Consider the following 23,561-nt stretch of genomic DNA (forward strand, 5'->3'; position numbering starts at 1 on the left):
ATCAGTCACCGTCGTTGGCATTGAAGCCCAGCTGAATGCCCAGCGCCTTGGCCAGTTCGCCTTCGTGCAGGCGGTGGACGGCGTTGAGGCTGTCGTAGATGTCGTTCAGGCGCTGACGGCCGGTTTCGTCGTCCAGCAGTTCACCCAGCGGCTGCTGATTGGCGTTTAGCAGTTTGAGGGCGTTGGCGTAGGCAGCATCGATCTTGTCGGCCAGGGCCTTCTGATCCTTGCCCAGCAGGCCACGCAGGCCCTGGTTATCGACACCCACCCAAACGGCTTGTGCGGCGGTCAGGCTGGCTTCCAGGCTCTTGAGCGAGGACTGGCTGCGCCAGGCTTCAGCTTGCAGCGGCTGTGGAATGCCCTTGCTCAGGCGACCCATGGGTGCACCCAGCTTTTTCTTCAGGGTATCGAGGGCCGTTACCTGGGCACGCAGCAAATCGGCGATCGCTTCGTGGGAGTCGGCATAGCGCTGGTTGGGGAATTTGGTCAGTTGCGCCAGCATGCCGTCGGTGCTGTTCCAGCCTTTGAGGATGTCTTCGGCCAGGGCTTTCTGGTGTTCGCCGATGGCCACCAGCAGCGGGCAGTAACGGGCCTTCTGTTCGGCGCTGGCGACGTCTGGCTTGCTGTCGAAGAGGATGTATTCGTAGGCGGAGAGGCCACGCACCACAACGCTGGATTTGCCCAGGCTGGCGGCATCGATGGGCTTGTCGCCATTGACCAGTTGCTCAACCTGACGGCCCACCAGGTTCTTCTTGTCGGGCCAGAACTGCACCTGCCAGGCGCGGTTGCCTTCAGCCAGCGGGCCGATCAGCAGGGGCTGCAGCTCAGCCCAGGCTTTTTGCGCGTGGAGGAAGTCGGCGCGGGCGGTTGCCAGCTCAGCCTTGCCTTCGCAGTAGGCCAGGGCGCTGACGGCCAGCTGGCGGTCGGCTTCGACCCAGCGGCTGTAGGTGGGCAGGATCACCTGCTTGGCAATGGCAGCGGAGGTAACAGCCTGTGGATCTTGTGGCGAACAGGCGCCCAGGGCGAGGGCGGCAAGGCTGGTGAACAACAGTTTGGGACGGAACATGCCCGGCTCCTCTCTCTTAGAGTGAATTCAGAAACGCCAGCAACGCAGCGCGTTGGTCGGCATTGAAGGTCAAAACATGTTGCTTGGCCGTTTCCGCCTCGCCAGCGTGCCACAGCACGGCTTCGAGAAGATTGCGGGCACGGCCATCGTGAAGGAATCCGGCTTGGGCATTGACCGTCTGGGTCAGGCCGATGCCCCACAGCGGTGGCGTGCGCCAGTCCTGGCCACTGGCTTTGAACTCGGTGCGGTTATCCGCCAGGCCCGGGCCCATGTCATGCAACAGCAGGTCGCTGTAAGGGCGGATCAACTGGTTGGCCAGCTCCGGTTCAGCGGCGGTGGCTGCGGTGGTGAAGCTTGGGGTATGGCAGCTCTGGCAACCGGCCTGGTGAAACAGGTTCTTGCCGGCCAGTACTTGTGGCGAGTCGACATCCTGACGGATCGGTACCGCCAGGTTGCGGGTGTAGAACAGCACCAGGCGGGCAATATTGTCGCTGACTTCCTGCTCGCCATTGGCGCCGTTGCCGTTTGGCGCGTTGAGGCAGTCGACTTGTGCCGGCGTACAGTCGTCCATCGGCCGCAGGCTGGTGGTCAGGCCCATGTCGCCGGAAAACGCATGGACGTTCTGCTGGTTGATGTTCGGTTGCCCGGCTTTCCAGCCGAAGCGGCCCAAGACGGTTTTGCCCAGAGCGTCGTCCCAGACCTGATTGGGCCGGCCACGGATGCCGTCGCCGTTGCGGTCGTCAGGGTCGGCGTTGGCCAGAATTGCCGACTCGGGTATGGCTTCAAGCAGGCCCAGGCCGATCATCGGCGGGGCAACACGGGCGGAAAAGCGCGTATCGGGATGCATCGGGCCATAGCCCAGCTGACTGATTTGCAGCGTTGGCTGGCGCAGCTCGACCTGGGTGCCGTCCTTGAAGGTTACTGGCACCGGGGTGTACTCGACCCGCACTTTGCCTTCCGGGGCGACGCCAGGTACGGCCATGTCCTGGAACTGCCCGCCATAGACTGGCTCGGGCACGATCCCCAGCTGCTCGATGACCTTGGCGTACTGTGGCTGGTCGGGAATCGACAGGCGCACCAGCATTGACACTGCATGACGCGCATTGGGGCCGGGCGGGTGACCGCGGCCATCCTTGATATGGCAGTTCTGGCAGGCGTTGGCGTTGAACAGCGGGCCCAGGCCGTCACGGGCAGTGGTGGTCGACGGTGCGATCACCCACGGGTTGCGAAAGAAACTGTTGCCGACGCTGAAGTCCAGGCGCCGGCTTGGCGCGAGGTTGGCCGAAGGCATGGAGTAGGCGTTCTGGTCGCGCTTGTTCACCGTTGTCTTGCCGCCGCCCAAGGCTTCGCCGGGTTCTGCCTGGGTGAAACGCGGGGCGTCATCACAGGCGACCAGGGTCATGGTCAAAACCAGCGGGCTGAGACGGAGCAGCAACGAAGACATCAAGAATCCTGAGCTTGAGCAAAAAACCGGCGTGCAAGCTTAGCAGGCTCAGGATTCTGGAATAAGAGGGATTTGCGTTCGCTAGATGAAATCGTCGGCAGTTCCCGGTCTGTCTCAAGCCATGATCAGGCTGAAATCCCGATTGACCAGGTTGATGATCAGGTTTTTGTTACCGCCGCCGCGGTTAGTGCCAGGTACCTCATTGGTTGTGCCAGCGTAATCCATCTCGGTGGCGGTGATGTATTTGACCGCGTCCTTGTGGGCCGGCAGCCAATAATCCTGAAACAGCCAGATCCTGGTTTCCGAGCGCGGCCCGAGGATCAGTTGCAGGGCCTTGTAGTTTTCATCGGTTTTGCCGACCCAGGGCACGGCCATTGAGCCGTTCCACGCGCTTTGTGCGCCGATGGCGAACATGTAGCTGGAGTTCTCGCCATTAATCAGCGTCAGGGTGTAGGGCGTGTTGTTGGCGATCGATTTGAGGTAGGTAACGCTAGCCATGGTGTTCTTCCTTGAAGGTAGGCGTTCAGGCGTTGAGCTGAGGTTTGTCCAGCGGCACGCGCGGGCTCATGTAGACATACACGGCCTGCAGTGAGATTTCGTTGAACGGTGGTTGCAGTTCCGACGGTTTGAAGCGTCCGTGCAAGGTAATGCGGTGCTCGCTGGCAACCGCTTCGAAAGTCCGGCGATCGAAATCATTGGGGTCATAGAGGTAAATCGTGCCGGGCAACGACAGCACCCGACACATCTCCTTGGCCGTGCCGGTGGTGATCGGTGCGCCCATCAAGGTGATGTGCGGTACCGATCGGCTATCGACGGGAAACACCGGATTATCGTATTCGGTCACCGGCAGTAGGTGGGGAATGGGCCGGCCGGTGTGGGGACCATTGGAAATGTGCTGGCCGATTTTGTTGAGGTTGTAGGCGTGGGTGAACCCTGTAACGACTGCAGGCTTGGTCGACGTGTCAGTGATTCGGCCTTCACCCCATACATCCAGTATCTGCTGCATTGATCTTCCTCTTTGAGCCTGGGGGAGGCATGAGGATGACCCTTGGCTGGCGCGCTGTTCAGCGGGCAAGGTTTCACCGGCAATAAAGCAGAACGCCCGGTACAAAGACCGGGCGTTCGCTTAGTCAGACGCGGGATCAGAACTCGTGATCAGCGGTGTCCGGGTTCAGGTTGGCGATACCCAGCTTGCCAGCGGCTTGCTCGATGGCGCCGGTCTGCTTGACCAGGGCGGCGATGGCGTCGCGGACGATCTGGTTGCCGGCAGCGTTGTCGGCGGCAATCAGTTGGTCGTAGTGCTCACCTTTGGCAGCGTGGTCGACCATGACCTGGATCTTCGCTTCGGTGGCTTCAAGGTCGGCCTTGAGGGTAGTGTCGGTGGCCGGATCGACCTTGGCGACCAGCGACGACAGGCTTGGGCCAGTCAGCTTGCTGCCATCAGCGCGGGTGTATTCGCCCAGGTAGACGTTGCGGATGCCCTTGGCGTCGTAGAAGTGCGAGTTGTGGGTGTTGTCGCTGAAGCAATCCTGCTCGTCTTCAGGCGAGTTGGCCTCCAGGGAAACCTTCATGCGCTCGCCGGCCAGTTCGCCCAGCGACAGGCTACCCATGCCGAACAGCATTTTGCGCAGGCCGTCGGTAACTGGCTCTGCTTCCAGGGTGGCGCGGTAGTTGTCGGCAACGTTTGGCTTCCAGTTGCCGACCATTTCTTCCAGGTCGTTGACCAGCAGTTGGGTCACGGCCTTGAGGTAAGCACGGCGGCGCTCGTTGTGACCGCCGGTTGCGCCTTTGCCTTCCAGATAGTCGGAGGCAGGACGGGCGCCAGCACCTGGGCCGGTGCCGTTGAGGTCTTGGCCCCAGAGCAGGAATTCGATGGCGTGGTAGCCGGTGGCGACGTTGGCTTCGGAGCCGCCCAGCTCGTTCAGGCTGGCGAGTTTCTCAGGGGTGATGTCTTTGACGTCGACTTTGTCTTCGCCGACCTGAATTTCGGTGTTGGCGATGATGTTGGCGGCGGCACCCGGGTTACCCAGGGCGTGCTCGTAGCTGGCGTCGACGTAGTCGATCAGGCCTTCGTCCAGTGGCCAGGCGTTCACCTGACCTTCCCAGTCGTCGATGATGGTGTTGCCGAAACGGAACACTTCGCTCTGCAGGTAAGGCACGCGTGCGGCGGTCCAGGCGGCCTTGGCGGCTTTCAGGGTTTCGTCGTTGGGGGTAGCGAGGAAGGCATCGATCGCGGTTTGCAGGGTTTTCGCGGTGCTCAGCGAGTCGCTGTACACAGCATGGACCATGTCGGCGTAGTGCTTGACCACGGCCTTGGCGGCGGCCTCGTCGACCGCGCCTGCGGCGGGGGCTGCCGGTGCTGCTGCAGTGGCCGCTGGAGCTTGCGGTGCGGCGGCCTTGTCCTTGTCGTCGCCGCAACCGGCGAGAGAGATGGCAATGGCCAACAGACTGGCGGTGGCCAGAGGCATACGAATCATGGTGAATTCCTGCGTCGAGAGGTTGGACAGGCGTACCGGGGTACGCAAAACTGCAACATAATGCGAAAGATTTGCATTTTGTGTAAAGAGGTAGCCACGTAAATATTCAAATGCGTGTTTCTGCCCGATTGCCCACGGTCTGCAAGGGGTTAGAGAATCGAAACCTGATTACGCTGGGCCTGTTTGAGGAACACCGTCAGCTCCCGGGCTGGCAGGGGTTTGCTGTAGTGGTAGCCCTGACCTTCATGACAACCCTGGGCAATGATGTAGGCCTCTTGTTCTGCGGTTTCCACGCCTTCGGCGATCACCTGCATGCCAAGGCTCTTGCCCAATTGGATGATGGCGCGAACGATGGTGGCATCGTCGTCGTCATCGAGCAGGTCCTGAACGAAACTCTTGTCGATCTTGATCTTGTCCAGCGGCAGCGATTTCAGGTAGCTGAGCGAGGAATAGCCGGTACCAAAGTCGTCAATGGCGATCATCGCGCCAGAGCGGCGCAGGCTCAGCAGGTGCTGGGCGGCGGTGCTGATGTCCTCCATCAGGCCGGTTTCGGTCACTTCCAGTTCCAGGCTGCGTGGCGGCAAGCGGTAGATCTGCAGCAGGTTGTTGACCACCCGCGGCAGTTCATTGTGGTGCAACTGCACGGTCGACAGATTGACCGCCATGCGCAGCTCGCTGAAGCCCTGGTCGTGCCATTCGCGCAACTGACGGCAGGCCTGATCGAGTACCCATTCGCCGATGGCAATGATGCTACCGTTTTGTTCGGCCAGGGGGATGAACTGGTCTGGCGGAACCATGCCCAGCTCGGGGTGGCGCCAGCGCAGCAGCGCTTCGACGCCGACCACACGGTGGTCGCGGTAGCTGATTTGCGGCTGGTACACCAGGTACAACTGATTGCGCGGCAGGGCTTCGCGCAGGTCCTTTTCCAGCTCGCGGCGCCGACGCATTTCGCTGTCGACACTGGCGATGTAGAACTGATAGCGGTTGCGTGAGCGTGCCTTGGCCAGGGTCATCGTCTGTTCGGCTTTTTGCAGCAGCTTTTCTGTGCTGTCGCCGTCTTCCGGGAACAGGGTGATACCGATGGTCGCCCGCAGGCGGATTTCATGATGGTCCAGGGCGAAGGGCGCCTCCAGGTCATCGAGAATGCTCTGGGCCAGTTCTGCGGCTTCGTAGGGCTGCTCGATATCGGCCTGGACCAGGGCGAACTGGTCGCCGCCAAGCCGCGCCAGGGCACCAAGCCGGCCGCTGTGGGCGCGCAGGCGATCGGCCAGGGCCAGCAGCAATTGGTCGCCCGCCTGGTAGCTGAACTGTTCGTTGATGCTTTTGAAATCATCGAGACCGACGCACAGCACCGCGACCTGACGTTGCAGGCGGCCAGCATCGACGAGGATTTTGTCTAGCTGTTGTTGCAGTTGCTGGCGGTTGGGCAGGCCGGTGAGGAAGTCATACTGAGCCATGCGCAACAGGCTGTTTTCGGCCTCATGGCGCAAGTGGGTATTGCGCTCGATCGAGGCCAGCAACTGGTTAGCGGTATTGACCCACAAGCCCAGCTCGTTGCGTTCGTGGCCTTTGAGCAAGGGCAGTTGATGCTGGCTGGGGCGGTCGGGATTGATCTGGGTGAGATGCTCGATGATTTTTGACAGCGGCTTGGTCAGCATCCAGTGATACACCAGGTACAGCACCAGGCCCATGGCCAGGGCGCGCAGAACCCCGGAAACAAAAATGATGACCGAGTTGACCAGAAAGCCTGCGCCGTAAGACGCGGTGTCGAGGGTGATGCTCAGGTCGCCGTAGTACTCGCTGTAGGGGCCGCGGCCGACCAGTTGCGTGGTAAAGGTGCGTTCCTGGTCAAGAATCAGGTCGGTCAGCCAGCGCGTTGACGATTCCTGCAGCGGCCGGGATTTTTCGGCGAGCATGGTTTCGTTGGGATGGCCGATGGAGGCCATGCGCACCGACTCGTCCTGGAACAGCCCTTCCATGACCTGCATGCCCATTTCCTTGTCCAGGCTGTACACCGCCTGGGTGGAAGGGTCGCGGAACATATCGAGGATTCGCTGGGCGTCGCTGGCTACTGCCTGGCGGGTCTTGTAGGCATCAAAGACGATCTGCGCACAGCTGAGCACGACACCGACCACCAGTGCCGAGAGCAGTACGACCCTGAGCAACTTAACCGATAAGCTGTTCTTGAGTTCCAGCTTCAATGGGGTTTCCTTAATCCATGCGCATGGCATCATTTTGCCATCATTCGTGGCAATCCACTATCGGCCGATGGCAGAACTTACCTCACTTGTTGGTGAGGGTCTTCCTGCTGTCTCTGTATCGGTTGCCTGGCCTTGCGACTTTAGTGCTGCAACTAAACTTCTCAAGGTTTGATGTTAGCGCGGTATCAGCTTGGGGCAAGAGCCGAAACCCGTCTTGCAGACGAAAAAAAACCCGGACAAACCGGGTTTCAGAACCTGTAGGAGCGGGCTTGCCCCGCGATTGCGGTCAATCTGTCTAACCGCATCGCGGGCCAAGCCCGCTCCTACCATCGCTTAAGCGGTGAAGGTCTTGCCTTCGAACTGCTCAGCGACGAATTTCCAGTTAACCAGGTTCCAGAACGCCTCAACGTACTTAGGACGCAGGTTACGGTAGTCGATGTAGTAGGCGTGTTCCCACACATCGCAGGTCAGCAGCGGGGTGTCGCCGCTGGTCAGCGGGCAGCCGGCGCCGATGGTGCTGGCCAGGGCCAGGGAACCGTCAGCCTTTTTCACCAGCCAGCCCCAGCCGGAACCGAAGGTGCCGACGGAAGTCTTGGTGAACTCTTCTTTGAACTTGTCGAACGAGCCGAACGCAGCGTTGATGGCATCAGCCAGGGCGCCGGTAGGTTGGCCGCCAGCGTTTGGCGCCAGGCAGTTCCAGTAGAAGGTGTGGTTCCAGACCTGAGCGGCGTTGTTGAAGATACCGCCCGAAGAGGACTTGACGATCTCTTCCAGGGTTTTGCCTTCAAACTCGGTGCCTGGCACCAGGTTGTTCAGGTTCACGACGTAGGTGTTGTGGTGCTTGTCGTGGTGGAACTCCAAGGTTTCCTTGGAAATGTGCGGCTGCAGGGCGTCGTGTGCGTAAGGCAGCGGCGGCAATTCAAAAGCCATGGTGATTCTCCTAATCAGGTCTGTTGCGGTGAGCGCAAGGCCGATCACGGGCGGCCGGTGTGCGTCGGGGAGTTTGTACTCTTTGCGACGCAAGGGCTGGATCATAGCACCCGGCCCTGTGCTTAACCACGCAACAAGTGTACGGGAAAGAGGTTCCAGAGCCTTCGAGCGCGCCTGACCAATGGTAATCAGGTGAAGATCAGTTGCGCCGCCACGGCGAACATCATTACCGCCACCATCAGGTCCAGCAGGCGCCAGGTACCGGGGCGTGCCAACCACGGGGCCAGCCAGGCGGCTCCGAGGGCGAGGGTAAAGAACCACAACAGCGAGGCACTGGCGGCACCGGCCACATAAGCACCGGGAACGGTTTGCTGGGCGCCGAGCGAGCCGATCAGCAGGACGGTGTCGAGGTACACGTGAGGGTTGAGCAGAGTCACCGCCAAGGCGCTGAGCAGCACCGCGCGGCGCGAGCGCAGGCCCTGGCCTTCATTCTGCTGCAGGCTCTGCTGCGAGCAGGCGCGCAGCAAGGCTTTGCTGCCGTACCAGATCAAAAACACGGCACCGCCCCAGCGCGCGACCGCCAGCAAGGTCGGGTTCTGTGCCAGCACGGTAGCCAGGCCAAACACCCCTGCCGCAACCAGCAGGGCATCACACAGTACACAGAGCGCGGCCACCGGCAAATGATGTTCACGGCGCAGGCTTTGCGCCAGGACGAATGCGTTCTGGGTGCCGATCGCCATGATCAGGCCGAAGGCGACCAGCAGGCCGTTCAGATAGCTTTGCCACATAGGGGGACGCTCCGCAGGCACCAGCCGGGCACTGGTGGATAAAACCGAAGAAGATGCTGGCTATTTTGCGGCGCAGAGCGGTATAAGAAAAACAAATAAACCTGATCAGGCATTAGGAAAAATAATGTTCGATTACAAATTGCTGTCAGCCCTTGCAGCGGTCATCGAGCAGGCCGGTTTTGAGCGTGCAGCGCAGGTGCTGGGGCTGTCGCAGTCGGCGATTTCCCAGCGCATCAAATTGCTGGAAGCACGGGTCGGGCAGCCGGTGCTGGTGCGTGCCAATCCACCCAGTCCTACAGATGTTGGCCGCCGTTTGCTCAACCATGTACAGCAGGTGCGGCTGCTGGAGCGCGACTTGCAAAGCCAGGTGCCGGCGCTGGACGAGGAGGGCATGCCGGAGCGCTTGCGCATTGCCCTGAACGCCGACAGCCTGGCCACGTGGTGGGCGGCTGCGGTCGGCACCTTCTGTGCCGAACAGCAGGTGTTGCTGGATATGGTGGTAGAAGACCAGGAAGTCGGCCTTAAACGCATGCGCGCCGGTGAAGTGGCCGCATGCCTGTGTGGCAGCGAGCGGCCAGTGGCCGGTGCCCGCAGCATGCTGTTGGGGGCGATGCGTTACCGCGCCTTGGCCAGCCCGGCGTTCATGGCCCGCTACTTTGCCCAAGGCTTTGACGCTACACGCTTGGCGCGCACGCCAGCACTGGTGTTTGGTCCGGATGATTTTCTTCAGCACCGTTACCTGGCGTCGTTGGGGATCGACGGGGGCTTCATGCATCACCTGTGTCCATCTTCCGAAGGCTTTCTGCGCATGACCGAAGCCGGTCTGGGCTGGGGGCTGGTGCCGGAGCTGCAGGTGCGCGAGCAACTGGCCAGTGGTTGTTTGGTAGAAATTTCGGCGGATAAGCCCATCGACGTGCCTTTGTACTGGCATCATTGGCGCAATGGCGGACAACTGCTCGGGCAACTGACCGAACACCTGCGGCAAACCTCGCGGCAATGGCTGGTGCCGTTATGAGGTTGAGCAGCGTCAGCAGCATCTGAAATTTGGCAAGGCGGAGTGGTACATGCGAATTCTGGTTACCGGCGCAAGCGGCTTCATTGGCGGACGCTTTGCGCGTTTTGCCCTGGAGCAAGGCCTTGAGGTTCGGGTCAACGGCCGTCGTGCCGAAGGCGTTGAGCACCTGGTGCGGCGTGGGGCACAGTTCATCCCCGGCGACCTCGGTGACGCGGAGTTGGCCCGGCGCTTGTGCCAGGGTGTCGATGCCGTGGTGCATTGCGCTGGCGCGGTGGGCAACTGGGGGCGCTACCAGGATTTTTACCAAGGCAATGTGGTGGTGACCGAAAACGTGGTCGAGGCCTGCCTCAAAGAGCACGTGCGGCGTCTGGTCCACCTGTCGTCACCCTCGATCTACTTCAATGGCCGTTCGCAGCTGAACATCCACGAAGAGCAGGTGCCGCGGCGCTTTTACGACCACTATGGAGCCACCAAGCACCTGGCCGAGCAGAAAGTCTTCGGTGCTCAGGAGTTCGGCCTTGAGGTGCTGGCCTTGCGTCCACGCTTTGTAACCGGGGCTGGCGACGTGAGCATTTTCCCGCGCTTGATGCAGATGCAGCGCAAGCGTCGCCTGGCCATCATCGGTAACGGCTTGAACAAGGTCGACTTCACCAGTGTGCAGAACCTCAACGAAGCGTTGTTGAGTGCATTGTTTGCAGATGAGCAGGCACTGGGGCAGGCCTATAACATCAGCAACGGTCATCCGCTGCCGTTGTGGGATGTGGTCAACTATGTGATGCGCCAGATGCAACTGCCGCAAGTCACTCGCTACCGCTCCTTCGGCTTGGCCTATAGCCTTGCCGCGCTCAATGAAGGGGCTTGTATGCTCTGGCCAGGCCGTCCACAGCCGACCTTGTCGCGCTTGGGCATGCAGGTGATGAGCAAGGATTTCACCCTGGACATCAATCGCGCGCGTCAACAGCTGGACTACCGGCCTGCGGTCAGCGTGTGGACCGCACTCGACGAGTTTTGCGCCTGGTGGAAGGCTCAAGAGCCGCAGTAGTGAACCCTTAGGCGGGTTTGCGATCGACTAGTGCGCGGTGTAAGCGGTTTATACTAGTGCCCATTTGCTATTACAGCGGTTGAAGGTTCTCATGCGTAACGAAGCTCAAGACAATTTCGACAATGTCCCGACCTTGCGTGTCAGCACGCGCGATGACGATGACTTTGACAACCTGCCGCCGCTGCGCAGCGGTGCCGTTGCAAACGCTGGCAAGGCGCCGCGCGCGGCTAATACCGGGCCGTTGTGGGCGTTGCTGGGCGCGTCGTTCATTGCCTTGGCGGGGCTAGGCTGGTGGAGCTTCCAACAGGTAAACCTGATGGAGCAGCAACTGGTGGCCACCCAGGAAAGCTTTGCCCGTATCAGCGAAGAAGCGGCTGGTCGCCTGCAAGCCATCAGTGGCAAGGTCGCCGCCAGTGAGTCCAGTGCCACCACCGGTAGCGAAGCGTTGAAACTGCAGATCAAGCAACTGCAAGCCAATCTGGTTGAACAGAAACAGCTGCAGCAGGGCGTGGCCGGGCAAGCGGGTGACCTGGGCAAGCGTCTGGAGCAGGTGTTGGCACAGGCCAGCGAACAGCAGGCGGCCACGGCCAAGTTGCAGGCCGAATTGCAGGCGCAGCTTAAAGCGGTGAATGAACAGCTGGCAGCGTTGAAAGCGGCTCAGGTCGATGGTGGCAAGCTCGACAGCCAGATCAGCAGCCTGAATGCTGAGGTTGCGGCGTTGAAGAAGCAGGGCAACCCCAATGCCGCCATCGAGCGTCTGGAGCAGGACCTGTTGGTGCTGCGCAGCGAGCAGGACAATCGTCCTGCCGCGCCCGTTGCAGCGGGTGCCTCGGTGGCCGAGTTTGACGCCTTTCGCCGGCAGATGAGCCGCAGCATCAACACCCTGCAGAGCCAGGTGCAGAACCTGCAACAACAGATCAACACCCGGCCGTGATCAATCCGTAGGAGCGGGCTTGCCCCGCGATGGCGGTCTATCTGACACACCGCCATCGCGGGGCAAGCCCGCTCCTACCGTTTTACATCCGTGGGTAGTCGATGTAACCGACCGGCCCTTTGGCGTAGAAGGTTTCCGGACGTGCTTCGTTCAATGGCGCATCCGCCGCCAGCCGGGCCGGCAGGTCAGGGTTGGCGATGAAGGGAATGCCAAAGGCCACCGCATCGGCATTACCGCTGGCCAGCGCAGCATTGGCCGTGTCTTTGGTGAAGCGTTCATTGACGATGTAAGGGCCGCCGAAGGCTTCCTTGATCAACGCGCCGATGCTGTCATCACCTTCTTTCTCACGCGAGCAGATAAAGGCAATACCACGCTTGCCCAGCTCGCGGGCGACGTAGGTGAAGGTTTCGCCACGGTTGGCATCTCCCATGTCATGCGAGTCGGCCCGCGGTGCCAGGTGTACGCCGACACGCTCTGCGCCCCACACGTCGATGACCGCATCGGTCACTTCCAGCAACAGCCGTGCACGGTTTTCCAGTGCCCCCCCGTATTGGTCGTTGCGCTGGTTGGTGCTGCTTTGCAGGAACTGATCCAGCAGGTAGCCGTTGGCAGCGTGCACCTCTACACCATCAAAACCGGCCGCCTTGGCGTTCTCGGCACCGGTGCGGTAGGCCTCGACAATGTCGGCGATTTCCGCAGTTTCCAGAGCGCGTGGGGTCGGGTAATCGGCCATCGGGCGCACCAGGCTGACGTGGCCTTTAGGCTGGATCGCGCTAGGTGCCACCGGGGCTTCACCGTTGAGGTAGATCGGGTGCGAGATACGCCCGACATGCCACAGCTGCAGGAAAATACGGCCACCGGCAGCATGGATAGCCTTGGTCACGTTGGTCCAGCCACGGACCTGGTCGTCGGACCAGATGCCCGGGGTGTCGGGATAACCAACGCCCATCGGCGTTACCGAGGTGGCTTCGCTGAGGATCAGGCCGGCGCTGGCACGTTGTACGTAGTACTCGGCCATCAGCGCATTGGGCACGCGGCCTTCATCGGCGCGGCAACGGGTCAGCGGCGCCATGATGATGCGGTTGGGCAACTGCAGGTCGCCCAGGGTGATCGGATCGAAAATAGTCGTCATACAAACCTCAAGGCTGATTAATGCGTGGCAGGTGCCAGTTCGGCGTTGTTGCCGCGCTGGCTGAAGGTAATCAGGGTGACAATCAGGGCCAGCACCGCCAGGGCGGCAGCGGCCAGTGGTACGCGCGTCAGGCCCAGTCCTTGAGCAATCACAGTGCCGCCTACCCAGGCGCCCAGGGCATTGCCCAGGTTGAAGGCGCCAATGTTCAGGGTCGACACCAGGTTCGGTGCAGCTTTACCAAAGGTCACCACGTTGACTTGCAGCGCCGGTACGGCGGCAAAGGCGGCGGTGGCCCAGAGGAACAGGGTGATTTCGGCCGGGACCAGGAAGGCGCTGGTCCAGCTCAGCACGGTGGAGACCACCGCCATGCTGACGAACACGCCGACCAGGGTGGCGCCCAGGCGCTTGTCGGCCAGCTTGCCGCCGACGATATTGCCCAGGGTCAGGCCAACACCGATCAACAGCAGGGTCCAGGTCACGCCCCGTGGCGAAACGCCGGTGACATCGCCGAGCAGCGGCGCGACATAGGTGAACAGGGCGAACATCGACGCCGAGAACAGCACCGTCATCGACAGCGACAGCCAGATACCTGCGCCTTTGAGGGCAGCCAGTTCAGCGCGCATGTCGAGTTTTTCTTCGTCATGGCGAAACGGCAGGAAACGGATCAGGCCGATCAGGGCAATCACACCGATCACGGTTACCGCCCAGAAGGTCGAGCGCCAGCCGTATTCCTGGCCCAGGGCCGTACCCAGCGGTACGCCCAGCACGTTGGCCAGGGTCAGGCCGGTGAACATCAGGGCCACGGCCGAGGCGCGGCGGTTGGCCGGAACCAGGCTGGCAGCCACCACCGAACCAATGCCGAAGAAGGCACCGTGGCACAGGGCGGTCACCACCCGGGCGAACATCAGCAGGTTGTAGTCGGCGGCGACGGCACACAGCAGGTTGCCGACGATAAACACGCCCATCAGTGCAATCAGCGCGGCTTTACGCGGCAACCGTGAAGTGGCCAGGGCCATGAACGGGGCACCGATGGCCACGCCCAGGGCGTAACCGGTGACCAGCCAGCCGGCACCTGGAATCGATACGCCCAGGTCGCTTGCAACATCGGGCAGCAGGCCCATGATGACAAACTCGGTCGTGCCGATGGCAAAGGCGCTGAGCGCCAGAATGATGAGTGAAAGGGGCATTGCAATGTCCTTGTCAGAGCTCTTGGCTCATCTGCTTGAGGAAGGCCTGAATGGTTTCCTCATTGCGCTTGAAAAAATGCCACTGTCCGATCTTCTGGCTGCTGATCAGCCCCGCACGTTGCAAAGTGGCCAGGTGGGCCGAGACCGTGGACTGCGACAGGCCGCAGCGTTGGTCGATCTGACCGGCGCAGACACCGTGTTCGGTGCTGTGGTGTTGGTCAGGAAACTGAACGTCGGGGTCCTTCAGCCAGTTGAGGATTTCTCGCCGTACTGGGTGGGCCAGGGCTTTTATTATTTCGTCGAGATCGAGAGGCATGGTTGGGCTCATGGTTGTGTAGCGGTATATCGCGATGTGGCGAAATATAAATCGGTATTTCGCGATATACAAATATGAAGAGGTTCTTAGCTCAGCGTAAATCGCTATATCGGGTTATAACGATATGGGCGTACCCAGTGCTAGACTGCGCACATGAATTACCTCGCGCACTTACATCTGGGCGGCCAACAACCCGAGCAATTGCTCGGCAGCCTGTATGGCGATTTCGTCAAAGGACCGTTGGCCGGACGTTTTCCCCTACCGCTGGAAGCGGCGATCCGCCTGCACCGGCAAATCGATGTGTTCACCGACAGTCACCCGCTGGTGCTGCAGTCGCTCGCGCGTTTCCCTCGTGAGCGGCGGCGCTACGCCGGGATCATCCTCGATGTGTTTTTCGATCATTGCCTGGCGCTGCACTGGCAGGACTATGCCGAGCAACCGCTGGAGCAGTTTACCGGCCGGGTTTATCAGGTATTGGCGGCGCAAGCGGATCTGCCCGGTCGACTGGCGCAGATTGCGCCCTACATGGCAGCGGATGACTGGCTGGGCTCGTACCGCGAGTTTGCGGTGTTGGGGCCGGTGTTTCGCGGGATCGCCCGGCGCTTGTCGCGCCCCGAAGGGATGGACGGCGCCCTGGAGCTGGTCGAGACCTTGTACGCCCCGTTGATGGAAGACTTCCGCGCCTTCTACCCTGAACTGCAAGCCTTCGCCGGCAACGCCCGGGCTCAGGTCTAGGCGGCTTTGGCCCGGCGTTGTGGCTGAATGATAGGTTGCTCGGCGCCAAACAGCGCGACCTGGATCGCCTGTTGGGCCTTGAACGCCAGCGCTGCGCGTTCTTCCCCAGCACTGGCAATCGGAGGCAGCAGCTGGATCTCGACCTCGGCGCAGTCCTGGGTGAACAGCCGCATCAGGTGTGAGAGCAGGTCGTCATCACCGATGAACGGCGCCACTGGATCGGTCTGGCCATTGCGCAGGTAACGCAGCGCTACCGGTTGCACGGGCACCTGAGTGTCGATGGCACCGGCCAGCAGGCGGCCGTGGAAGGTGCGCAGGCTGCGACCGTCGGTGGTGGTACCTTCCGGAAAAATCAGCAGGGCGCAAGCCTGTTGCAGATGCTGGCTGATCTGTTGACGTAGCTGCTGGCTGTCGTTGCCGCCACGGCGAATGAACAGGGTACCGGCCTTCAGGGCCAGCCAGCCGGCAACAGGCCAACCGCGAACTTCGGCTTTGGACAGGAACGACAGCGGGGTCAGCATGCCCAGCAGCGGGATGTCGGTCCACGACACGTGGTTGCTGACCCACAGCATCGGTTGTTGCGGCAACTTACCCACTACACGGACCTTGAAGGGCAGGGCGTTGCTGAGCTTGCGCATGAACAGCTGCGACCAGCGCTGGCGCCGTTCGCGGGAGGCAGCGATTCCCAGGCGTTCATACACCGAAAACAGCGCGGCCATGGCCAGGCCGAGCAACACCACCAGCAGTACCCGCAGCAGGCGTGCAACCACACGCAGACGCCGCATCACACCGCTGCCTTGAAGTGACGGGCATAGCGCGGGCACAGCTCGTCACGTTTGAGCAGGATGAACACGTCGGCGACCTGGAAGTCTTCATCCCAGCACGGTTCGCCGCAGATTTTTGCCCCCAGGCGCATGTAGGCCTTGAGCAGCGGTGGCATTTCAGTAATGACGTTGCCGGGCAGGGCCAGGCTGGGCAGTGGTTTCTTCGGTTCGGCGCGCAGGTGCTCGGTGCACAGGTAGCGTTCGCGCAGGCGCTGCATGATGGCATGGGCCTGCACACCGCCGTCTTGCATGGGAATGCTGGCGCAACCCATCAGGTAGCTGTAGCAGCCCTCGTTGAGTACCTCGGCCAGCTCCGCCCAGAGCACGGCAATGGTGCCGCCGTTGCGGTAAGCCGGGTCGACACAGGTGCGGCCCAGCTCCAGTATCGGGCCCTGCAAGCCCGCCAGACCGTGCAGGCTGAACTCTTCTTCGCTGTAAAAACGCCCCAGGCTGCTGGCGGCCTGATGGTCGAGCAGGCGCGTGGTGGCAACCAGATGACCCGTGCAGAGGTCGCGTACACCGATGTGGCGACAGTGAATATCGTAGTCGTCCATGTCCAGGCCCAGTTCGGCGCCCTTGAGCTTGGCCTTGAACTCAGCGCTGAAGACCTTGAATCGAAGGGCCTGCGCTTCTTGCAGGGCCGCAGGGCCAACCAGACGCTCGGCGTGCAGGCGGCGTTCAGTGCGGGTGTCGCTGGTGCGCGCGATTCGAGTCATTGCGAGTCTCCATAAGCCAGCCAAGGGGTTGCGGCCGGTCGACTTTGTTGTGCAAGCTCAGCCTAGGGAGAGGGGGTGTCACCCCCATGAATCTTTGGTGATGCTTGTATGACAACCCTCAAGGAGCGTGACGATGGCCTGGCTGCAACGACTCAACGACCCACAGCGATCGCCGCTGTCCGCTGACCTTGGCGAGACCTACAGCAGCCTGCTGGCGCGCCTGGGCAGCGTCAGCCCGTTCGAGCTGGCGGTGCTTGGCGGCCGGGCCATGCCGACGCCGGGGTTGGCCTTTCTGATCGGCTACCAGGCGGCCTTGCGCATGCTCTGGCCAAGCGCCCCGGCCAGCCTCGGTGCCTTGTGTGCCAGTGAACGGCGCAGCGTGCGTGTGGCCGACATGCAAGTTCGCCTGGATGACTTGCGCCTGAGCGGCAGCAAGGATTTCGTCACCGCCGGGCTGGATGCCGACTGGCTGTTGGTGGCGGCACGCAGTGAAGCGGTGGGGGAGGCGCCGCAACTGAGCTTGGCGGTGGTCTACCCGGGTGAGCCCGGCGTTCGCCTGGAACCATTACCGGCCTTGCCACTGATGCCGGAAGTCGGCCACGCCCGCTTGCACCTCGATCAGGCCCTGTGTGAGCGCCTGGCAGGTGATGGCTGGGATGCCTACGTCAAACCGTTCCGTTCCCTCGAAGACCTTTATGTACTCAGTGCACTGTGCGCCTGGCTGTATGGCGTCGGTCAGGACAATGGCTGGCCGCAGAGCCTGCAGTTGCGCTTGATCGGTTTACTCGGCGGCTGCGCCGAAGGCAGCCGCCAATGTGCCGATTCCAGCGCCTGTCACGTGCTGCTGGGGGGCTTGTTCGCCCAGTTCGCCGCGCTCAAGGATGAACTCAATCAGGCGTTGAGCAATTCGCCGGGTGAATGGGCGCCGTTGTGGCAGCGCGACCAGGGCCTGCTGGAAATTGCCAGTGCGGCGCGAGCCAAGCGCCTGGCCAAGGCCTGGGCCTCCTTCGGATTGTCATGAAGCGCCCTTAAGCTGGCTGAACCCTGGCCTTGAGCGACACCGCATGATCAGAACGTTTACAGCGCTGTGGCTCGGCCTGTTGTTCATCAGCACCCAGGCCTCGAGCCAGGAGGACTGGCCGCTGCCGGACTGGCGTCAGGCGGCTGAGGTCAACAGCCCTGCCTGGCAGCAAGTGCAGGCCTATGCGTTTGCACCCCGTGATGAGCAGTGCCGTGAAGGTATACGCACCGATGCCTTGTTGGTCATCAAGAACGGCCGCATCGTGTTTGAGCAGTACGCTGCACCGACCACCGCCTGGACCCCGCACCTGACCTGGTCGGTGAGTAAAAGCGTGCTGGCGACGCTATTGGGTGTAGCTCGTCAGCAAGGACGCTTTGCCCTCGATGACCCGGTTGCCCGTTTCTATCCGCCCATGCATGTCCATCCACAGATACGTCTGCAAGACCTGCTGCACTGGGCCAGCGGTCTGGACTGGCAGGAAGACTACGAATACGCGCCATTGCATTCCTCGGTGGTGGCCATGCTCTACACCCGCGGGCGGGCGGACATGGCCGCCTATACCGCTGTGCGACCGGCGCTGGCCGAACCGGGCCAGCGCTTTCTCTACTCCAGCGGTGACAGCAATCTGTTGGCGGCCGCATTGCGCGGCATGCTCGGGCCTGAGCACTACACGCAGTACCCGTGGGACGCGCTGTTCACCCCCTTGGGCATCACTTCGGCAGTCTGGGAGCGAGATGCCAGCGGCACCCTGGTCGGTTCCTCCTACCTGTATATGACGGCGCGCGATCTGGCCCGTGTTGGCTTGTTGATGCAACGTGACGGTCGCTGGCAAGCGCAGCAGTTGCTGGGTACCGATTGGGTGGCGTTCAACCGCACCTTGTTTGCCGCGGCTATTTCCCAGCCCGGCGAAGCCAACCCCGGCGGCCATTGGTGGCTCAACCAGCCGCTACCCGGCGCCGCCCGTCCTTGGCCGGACGCCCCAGCCGACACCTTCGCCGCCTTGGGCCATTGGGGCCAGGCGTTGTATGTGCTGCCTGCTGAACAACTGGTGGTGGTGCGTTATGCCGACGACCGCGACGGCCAGTTTTCCCACAACGAACTGCTCAAGCGTGTGCTGGCGGCACAGGCGCAGGGGCGACCATGAAGCGCTTGATACTGCTTGTGCTGCTGGCCGTGGCCGGTTGGGCCTGGTACGAACGCCAGGCCCTGGCCGACTTTACCGGCATTCTCAGCGCCTACTCGGCCAAGGAGTACTGCTCCTGCCGGTTCGTCATGGGTTTTGAGGCGCCTTACTGTCGGGCCTATGTGCGCCAGTACCTGCCGTTGAGTCGTCTGGAGGAAGACACCCAGACCCGCCTGGTTGTCGCCAAGGGGCTGGGGGTCGAGCGTCGGGCGCGTTGGCAGGGCGTACGTGAGGGCTGTGGCTTGCTGCCGTGAAGGCAGGCGGGTAAGGTTGACGGCCTCTGTGTCACAGGATTGCTCATGTTCTCTCTGCCTCGTCTTTTACTGGCCCTGCTCGCTCTGGTGAGCGTCTCGGCCCACGCCAACTGGCACCTGGATGGCGAATCTTCACGCCTGTCTTTTATCTCCAGCAAAAATGGTGATACCGCCGAAGTCCATCGCTTCCTGGTATTGCACGGCAAGGTCGATCGCAAAGGCGCAGCGCAGTTGCAGATCGAAATGGACTCCAACAGCAGCGGTGTACCGTTGCGCGATGAGCGCATGCGCAAGGAGCTGTTTGAATTTGCCCGCTTCCCGGAAGCCAAGGTCACCGCGCAGATCGATTTGCAGCCCATCAATGACCTGGCCAATGGCGCCCAGGTGGAACTGCGCCTGCCGCTGACCGTCGAGCTGCACGGCAAAAAACACAGTTACAACGCCTTGCTGTTGGCGACCCGCCTGGACGAACGACGCTTCCAGGTAGTGACCCTGGAGCCGTTGATGCTGCGTGCCGAGGAGTTCGATTTGCTACCGGGCCTTGAGACCTTGCGCAAGCTGGCCGGGCTCAAATCCATCAGCCCGTCGGTGCCGGTGTCCGCGGTGTTGATCTTTACGGCGCGCTGATATGGCCGGACCGGTTTTCCCCTGGCGAGATGGTAACCGGTTCGAATTATTGATCGACGGCCCCGCGTTTTTCCCGCGCATGCTCAGTGCCATTGGCGAGGCCGAACAACACGTTGATCTGGAGCTGTACCTGGTGGAAGCGGGCGCCTGCGCCGAAGCCGTGGTGCAAGCCCTGGTACAGGCCGCCGAGCGGGGCGTGCAGGTGCGCTGCCTGTTTGACGATTACGGCTCATTGGCGTTCACCCTGAACCTGCGTCAGCGCCTGATGGCGGCGGGGGTCGAGCTGCGCTGGTACAACCGCCTGCGCTGGCGCCGTGGCTTGCGCAACCTGTACCGCGACCACCGCAAACTGCTGATCGTCGACCAGGCCTGGGCAGTGGTTGGCGGTACCGGGGTGACCGATCAGTTCTGGATGCCGGGCCAGGACGCCAGCGAATGGCATGAGGTCATGGTGCAGATGCAAGGGCCATTGGTGGCCGACTGGCAGATGCTCTTCGACCGCCAGTGGCGTGCCAACCTGCGCCGCACTGCCTGGCGGCCGCCGACCCACTTCGGCCTGACGCGCCTGCCGCACGTACCAGACAGCGGCCAGGGCATGGGCCGGGTGGCCTATGCCGATGCCCGTCAGCACCGGGATATCGTGCAATCGCTGGTACGTGCCCTGAACAGTGGCCAGCGGCGCATCTGGCTGGCCACACCTTATTTTCTGCCGACTTGGAAAGTACGCCGCTCCTTGCGCCGCGCTGCGAGCAAAGGCATCGATGTACGCCTGCTGCTGACGGGGCCGCGCACCGATCACCCCTCGGTACGCTATGCCGGGCATCGTTACTACCCGAAGTTGATGCGCGCTGGTGTGAAAATCTACGAGTACCAGCCGTGTTTCCTGCACTTGAAAATGGTGCTGGTGGACGATTGGGTCAGTATTGGCTCGTGCAATTTCGACCACTGGAATTTGCGCTTCAACCTTGAAGCGAACGTCGAGGCGCTTGATCCGCCGCTTACCGCAGCGGTGGCGGCCAGTTTCGAGCGTGACTTCAGCCTTAGTCAGGCAATCGATCTGGAGCAGTGGAATACGCGGCCACTTTGGCGTCGGTTCAAGCAGCGGCTGTGGGGGTGGTTGGATCGGTTGGTGGTTAACTTGTTGGATCGGCGAGACTGAGCGCTGCGGTCAGAAGTTGTTATCAGGTACGAGGTACTTTTTTCGGACGAAAAAGAATCGGTTCGGCTGGCGCGATATCCGAATAGTCAGAGAAAGGGCCACCTGGTATTGGTGGAACACGTTTGAATACGGTATTGCTGTTGGCATAGGCTTGTCCTATTTTTTCCGGCTGATTAGTTTGAGTTGGGTTTCTCATGAAGATATTGTCACCGTATGCAATTACCCGTCTTTTCAGCGTATTGGCCACTGATTGAGCTGCGCCATTTTTTCCCGCTTCACAGGCAAGCAGTAATATTGGCTTTTTGGGTCTCCAGAAGTATGCAAGTGATCTGGAAGTTCGCGGCGCTATTTCTTGCAAGGCAAAATCTTGCGCGGTCACATACACACCTTTTGAATTCATAAGTAGTCCTTTAGGTGTACTGTGCGTTTCAAAACCCATCACGGATGTGCTGAATACTCTTCGATGAAACACTACTGAATAGTCTTCACCAGGTAAGGTGTGCAAAAGTTCGGAATTGCCTACACGGGTTACTGTTGTACTGGAAATCGGAGTTTCGCCTGCAGCCCTGCCGCTCTTGAATTGCCCGGCGGTATTGAATGCTCTTCCAGGTTGTCGGCTGGACTGGCTTACCAGTTTGTTCACCGACTTCGACACCCCTCCCAGTACACCACTCGCCAATCCTGTCCCCAAGGAAATCCAGCCAAGGATGCTGGCGGCTTTCGAGTCCTTGTCAATGGCTTCCAATGCCGTGGCGGCGACGCCTGTGCCGAATGAAACGGCGCCCAGGACGGCTGAGCCAACAGCGAAGGCGCCGCTCATGGTCATGGCGCCGATCCCCCCCGCGGCGACGGTGGCGAACACCGGGGCCAAGGCGCCAAAGCTGGCGACCGTAGCGACAGCGCCCAGGGCCAGGCCGATACCGGCAATCACCCAGTTCAACCAGGCGTGGCCGTCCGGGTCAACGCGGTTGACCGGATCGCCTGCGCAGTAGGCGTAGGCATTGAGGCCGCCGCGGCCGAACGGGCTTTCGCTGTCGGGGCTGAGGAAGATCATCAGCAGCGGGTCATAAGGCCGGTAGCCGGCGGGGATGTACCAGCCGCTTAGCGGTTCGCGGCGTTCTCCGGCAAAACCATAGTCGCTGTTGGCGGCGTTTTTGTGTTCGCTGCCATGTGCACTGTACTGACGGTAGCGCACTTGGTTGTCAGCCTCGATGCGCACACTGCCCTGGGCATCGTGGCCGAGCAGGGTGGCCTGGCGCAGGCTGCCGGTGATTTTGTTCAAGGCCACCACGCTTGCACCGTCGCTGATGTGTTGGAGCACATGCTCGTCGGTGTGCTCGTGGGTGAGCTGGCCGTCGCTGAAGAAACTGCGGCTAAGCCGACCGTCGAGTATGCGGTCGCAGAGGCTACCGCTGGGGTCGTAGCCGTAGGCGCAGCTTTTACCCTCGTAGTCGACACGGGTCAGGCGGTCCTGGGCATCCCAGCTCATGCGTCGGCCAAGGCTGTCGGCGATAACGCGACCACAAGCGTCATACGTCAGTTCGATCAGGGCTGGCCATGATGAGTGGCTGTGGCTGATGGCGCTGACCTGAGTCGGGTCTTTGAGGTTGTCGTAGCGGTAGTGCGCAATGTCCTGGCTGTTGTCGGCGAAGGTGGTGGTGACCTGCTGATAGCCGTCGAGGGCATTGAGGATGAATTGCTGCTCGACGATGCGGTTGCCGTACGGGTCTTCGGGGGCCACAGCAGGCTCTGCGGTGTAAGTGATGAGTCGCCCGCGCAGGTCGTAGGCGAAGGTTTCGGTGCCTTCGCGGCTGGCGTCTTGCCAGCGCCGCTCGGTGAGCTGGTCGAGGTCGTTGTAGCTCAGCGTTTGCAGGCTGATGTGGGTGGCACTGCCGACGGTGGCGGCGAAGCTGCGCGAGCACTCGCGGCCGAGGCTGTCGTAACCTACTACCTGGACCAGCTGATTGCCGCTGATACGGTCGCGGGTGCTGAGCATTGTGGGTCGGGAGAAATCGTCATAAGCAATGCTGGCAGTGATGTTCTCGACCACTACCTCGCTCAGGCGGCCGAACTGATCGAAATGGCGCTGCTGGTCTGCGCCGTTGGCATCGATAAAACCGAGCAACAGGCCATCCAGCGAGAAGCGCCAGGTGGTGATGTGGTCTTGGCCGTCAACCGTCCAGGTGTCGCTCAGTGGTTTGCCAGAGGGGGTGTAGCGCATCCGCTGCGTGCCCAGCGGGCCACTGGCCGATGCGGTTACGGCCAGTTTTTTATCGTAGGTGAAGGTGTGGGCGGGTTCATTGGCCGGGTGAATACTGAGTAGTTGATACTCCAGTGTCGGCTCGTAGGTGAAGTCGACCTGTTTGCCGTCGGCAAGCAGGGTGGCTGTTGGTGGTAACTGGCCAGGGGTGTAGTTGAAACGGGTGCTACGGCCACCAGCTTCGACCTTGAGCTGGCGACCGAGGCCGTCGAATGTCTGGGCGCCCAGTAAAAATTTCTGCACGCGTGGA

General features: G+C 61.4%; 23 protein-coding genes. 9 read left to right on the top strand and 14 right to left on the bottom strand.

The window, feature by feature from the left end; translation table 11 throughout:
- Position 1: 1 nt before the first annotated feature.
- From ACP6KB_RS05220 to ACP6KB_RS05255, 8 genes are all read right to left on the bottom strand, one after another.
- Positions 2–1,066 carry an imelysin family protein gene (locus ACP6KB_RS05220; RefSeq protein ID WP_442112359.1) on the bottom strand — a complete coding sequence of 355 codons (1,065 nt, stop codon included), beginning with the start codon at positions 1,064–1,066 and terminating at the stop codon, positions 2–4.
- Positions 1,067–1,082: 16 nt separating this feature from the next.
- Positions 1,083–2,510, bottom strand: coding sequence for a di-heme oxidoreductase family protein (locus ACP6KB_RS05225; RefSeq protein WP_442112360.1), 1,428 nt, complete (start codon positions 2,508–2,510; stop codon positions 1,083–1,085).
- Between the two features lie 114 nt (positions 2,511–2,624).
- Entirely contained in the window at positions 2,625–3,008 is a 384-nt protein-coding gene (locus tag ACP6KB_RS05230) for a hypothetical protein (protein ID WP_442112361.1), read from the bottom strand.
- Between the two features lie 25 nt (positions 3,009–3,033).
- Positions 3,034–3,516 carry a hypothetical protein gene (locus ACP6KB_RS05235; protein WP_442112362.1) on the bottom strand — a complete coding sequence of 161 codons (483 nt, stop codon included), beginning with the start codon at positions 3,514–3,516 and terminating at the stop codon, positions 3,034–3,036.
- Between the two features lie 136 nt (positions 3,517–3,652).
- On the bottom strand, positions 3,653–4,987 hold the full coding sequence (locus tag ACP6KB_RS05240) for an imelysin family protein (RefSeq protein WP_442112363.1): 1,335 nt from the start codon (positions 4,985–4,987) through the stop codon (positions 3,653–3,655).
- 149 nt (positions 4,988–5,136) lie between these two features.
- Positions 5,137–7,188 carry a putative bifunctional diguanylate cyclase/phosphodiesterase gene (locus ACP6KB_RS05245; protein ID WP_442112364.1) on the bottom strand — a complete coding sequence of 684 codons (2,052 nt, stop codon included), beginning with the start codon at positions 7,186–7,188 and terminating at the stop codon, positions 5,137–5,139.
- Positions 7,189–7,521: 333 nt separating this feature from the next.
- Entirely contained in the window at positions 7,522–8,118 is a 597-nt protein-coding gene (locus tag ACP6KB_RS05250; protein ID WP_442112365.1) for a superoxide dismutase, read from the bottom strand.
- A 188-nt stretch (positions 8,119–8,306) separates the two neighbouring features.
- The gene (locus tag ACP6KB_RS05255) at positions 8,307–8,906 is read right to left on the bottom strand and encodes a LysE/ArgO family amino acid transporter (RefSeq protein WP_442112366.1); all 600 of its coding nucleotides are present in this window, start codon (positions 8,904–8,906) and stop codon (positions 8,307–8,309) included.
- Between the two features lie 124 nt (positions 8,907–9,030).
- Between ACP6KB_RS05255 and ACP6KB_RS05260 the strand changes: the two genes are divergently transcribed.
- The 3 genes from ACP6KB_RS05260 to ACP6KB_RS05270 all read left to right on the top strand — a co-directional run bounded on the left by ACP6KB_RS05260 (position 9,031) and on the right by ACP6KB_RS05270 (position 11,897).
- A complete protein-coding gene (locus ACP6KB_RS05260) occupies positions 9,031–9,921 on the top strand; it encodes a LysR family transcriptional regulator ArgP (protein WP_442112367.1) in 891 nt (296 codons plus the stop codon).
- Between the two features lie 49 nt (positions 9,922–9,970).
- On the top strand, positions 9,971–10,963 hold the full coding sequence (locus ACP6KB_RS05265; RefSeq protein ID WP_442112368.1) for an NAD-dependent epimerase/dehydratase family protein: 993 nt from the start codon (positions 9,971–9,973) through the stop codon (positions 10,961–10,963).
- A 91-nt stretch (positions 10,964–11,054) separates the two neighbouring features.
- Complete coding sequence (locus ACP6KB_RS05270; protein WP_442112369.1) at positions 11,055–11,897, top strand: ATPase; 843 nt, start codon at positions 11,055–11,057, stop codon at positions 11,895–11,897.
- 82 nt (positions 11,898–11,979) lie between these two features.
- Here ACP6KB_RS05270 and ACP6KB_RS05275 read toward each other — a convergent pair whose 3' ends face one another.
- From ACP6KB_RS05275 to ACP6KB_RS05285, 3 genes are read right to left on the bottom strand one after another with little or no spacing between them, the layout of a single operon-like run.
- Positions 11,980–13,029 (bottom strand): alkene reductase, encoded by a 1,050-nt coding sequence (locus tag ACP6KB_RS05275; RefSeq protein ID WP_442112370.1) that lies wholly within the window; start codon positions 13,027–13,029, stop codon positions 11,980–11,982.
- A 17-nt stretch (positions 13,030–13,046) separates the two neighbouring features.
- Positions 13,047–14,216, bottom strand: coding sequence for an MFS transporter (locus ACP6KB_RS05280; RefSeq protein ID WP_442112371.1), 1,170 nt, complete (start codon positions 14,214–14,216; stop codon positions 13,047–13,049).
- Between the two features lie 13 nt (positions 14,217–14,229).
- A complete protein-coding gene (locus ACP6KB_RS05285) occupies positions 14,230–14,532 on the bottom strand; it encodes an ArsR/SmtB family transcription factor (protein WP_038607345.1) in 303 nt (100 codons plus the stop codon).
- A gap of 153 nt (positions 14,533–14,685) precedes the next feature.
- On the opposite strand from ACP6KB_RS05285, the gene ACP6KB_RS05290 reads away from it, so the two are divergent.
- Positions 14,686–15,267: an ACP phosphodiesterase gene (locus tag ACP6KB_RS05290; RefSeq protein WP_442112372.1), complete on the top strand. Its 582-nt coding sequence runs from the start codon at positions 14,686–14,688 to the stop codon at positions 15,265–15,267.
- Here ACP6KB_RS05290 and ACP6KB_RS05295 read toward each other — a convergent pair.
- Both ACP6KB_RS05295 and olsB read right to left on the bottom strand, forming a co-directional pair.
- Complete coding sequence (locus ACP6KB_RS05295) at positions 15,264–16,052, bottom strand: lysophospholipid acyltransferase family protein (RefSeq protein ID WP_442112373.1); 789 nt, start codon at positions 16,050–16,052, stop codon at positions 15,264–15,266. The genes ACP6KB_RS05290 and ACP6KB_RS05295 overlap by 4 nt on opposite strands.
- Positions 16,052–16,807, bottom strand: coding sequence for an L-ornithine N(alpha)-acyltransferase (gene olsB / locus ACP6KB_RS05300; protein WP_442112374.1), 756 nt, complete (start codon positions 16,805–16,807; stop codon positions 16,052–16,054). Before olsB ends, ACP6KB_RS05295 begins: the two co-directional genes overlap by 1 nt.
- A gap of 133 nt (positions 16,808–16,940) precedes the next feature.
- On the opposite strand from olsB, the gene ACP6KB_RS05305 reads away from it, so the two are divergent.
- The 5 genes from ACP6KB_RS05305 to ACP6KB_RS05325 are packed head-to-tail and all read left to right on the top strand — an operon-like array spanning position 16,941 to position 21,051.
- Positions 16,941–17,828 (top strand): acyl-CoA dehydrogenase, encoded by an 888-nt coding sequence (locus ACP6KB_RS05305; RefSeq protein ID WP_442112375.1) that lies wholly within the window; start codon positions 16,941–16,943, stop codon positions 17,826–17,828.
- Positions 17,829–17,871: 43 nt separating this feature from the next.
- Complete coding sequence (locus ACP6KB_RS05310; RefSeq protein ID WP_442112376.1) at positions 17,872–18,972, top strand: serine hydrolase domain-containing protein; 1,101 nt, start codon at positions 17,872–17,874, stop codon at positions 18,970–18,972.
- Positions 18,969–19,265 carry an amidase gene (locus ACP6KB_RS05315; RefSeq protein WP_442112377.1) on the top strand — a complete coding sequence of 99 codons (297 nt, stop codon included), beginning with the start codon at positions 18,969–18,971 and terminating at the stop codon, positions 19,263–19,265. Before ACP6KB_RS05310 ends, ACP6KB_RS05315 begins: the two co-directional genes overlap by 4 nt.
- A 45-nt stretch (positions 19,266–19,310) precedes the next feature.
- Positions 19,311–19,892 (top strand): YceI family protein, encoded by a 582-nt coding sequence (locus ACP6KB_RS05320; protein WP_442112378.1) that lies wholly within the window; start codon positions 19,311–19,313, stop codon positions 19,890–19,892.
- Position 19,893: 1 nt separating this feature from the next.
- Entirely contained in the window at positions 19,894–21,051 is a 1,158-nt protein-coding gene (locus tag ACP6KB_RS05325; protein WP_442112379.1) for a phospholipase D-like domain-containing protein, read from the top strand.
- A 22-nt stretch (positions 21,052–21,073) separates the two neighbouring features.
- On the opposite strand, the gene ACP6KB_RS05330 is transcribed toward ACP6KB_RS05325, so the two are convergent.
- A complete protein-coding gene (locus ACP6KB_RS05330) occupies positions 21,074–23,554 on the bottom strand; it encodes an RHS repeat domain-containing protein (protein WP_442112380.1) in 2,481 nt (826 codons plus the stop codon).
- Positions 23,555–23,561: the final 7 nt, after the last annotated feature.

Source organism: Pseudomonas sp. NUPR-001 (assembly GCF_052147955.1).
In the GTDB taxonomy this organism is placed as follows: Bacteria; Pseudomonadota; Gammaproteobacteria; order Pseudomonadales; family Pseudomonadaceae; genus Aquipseudomonas.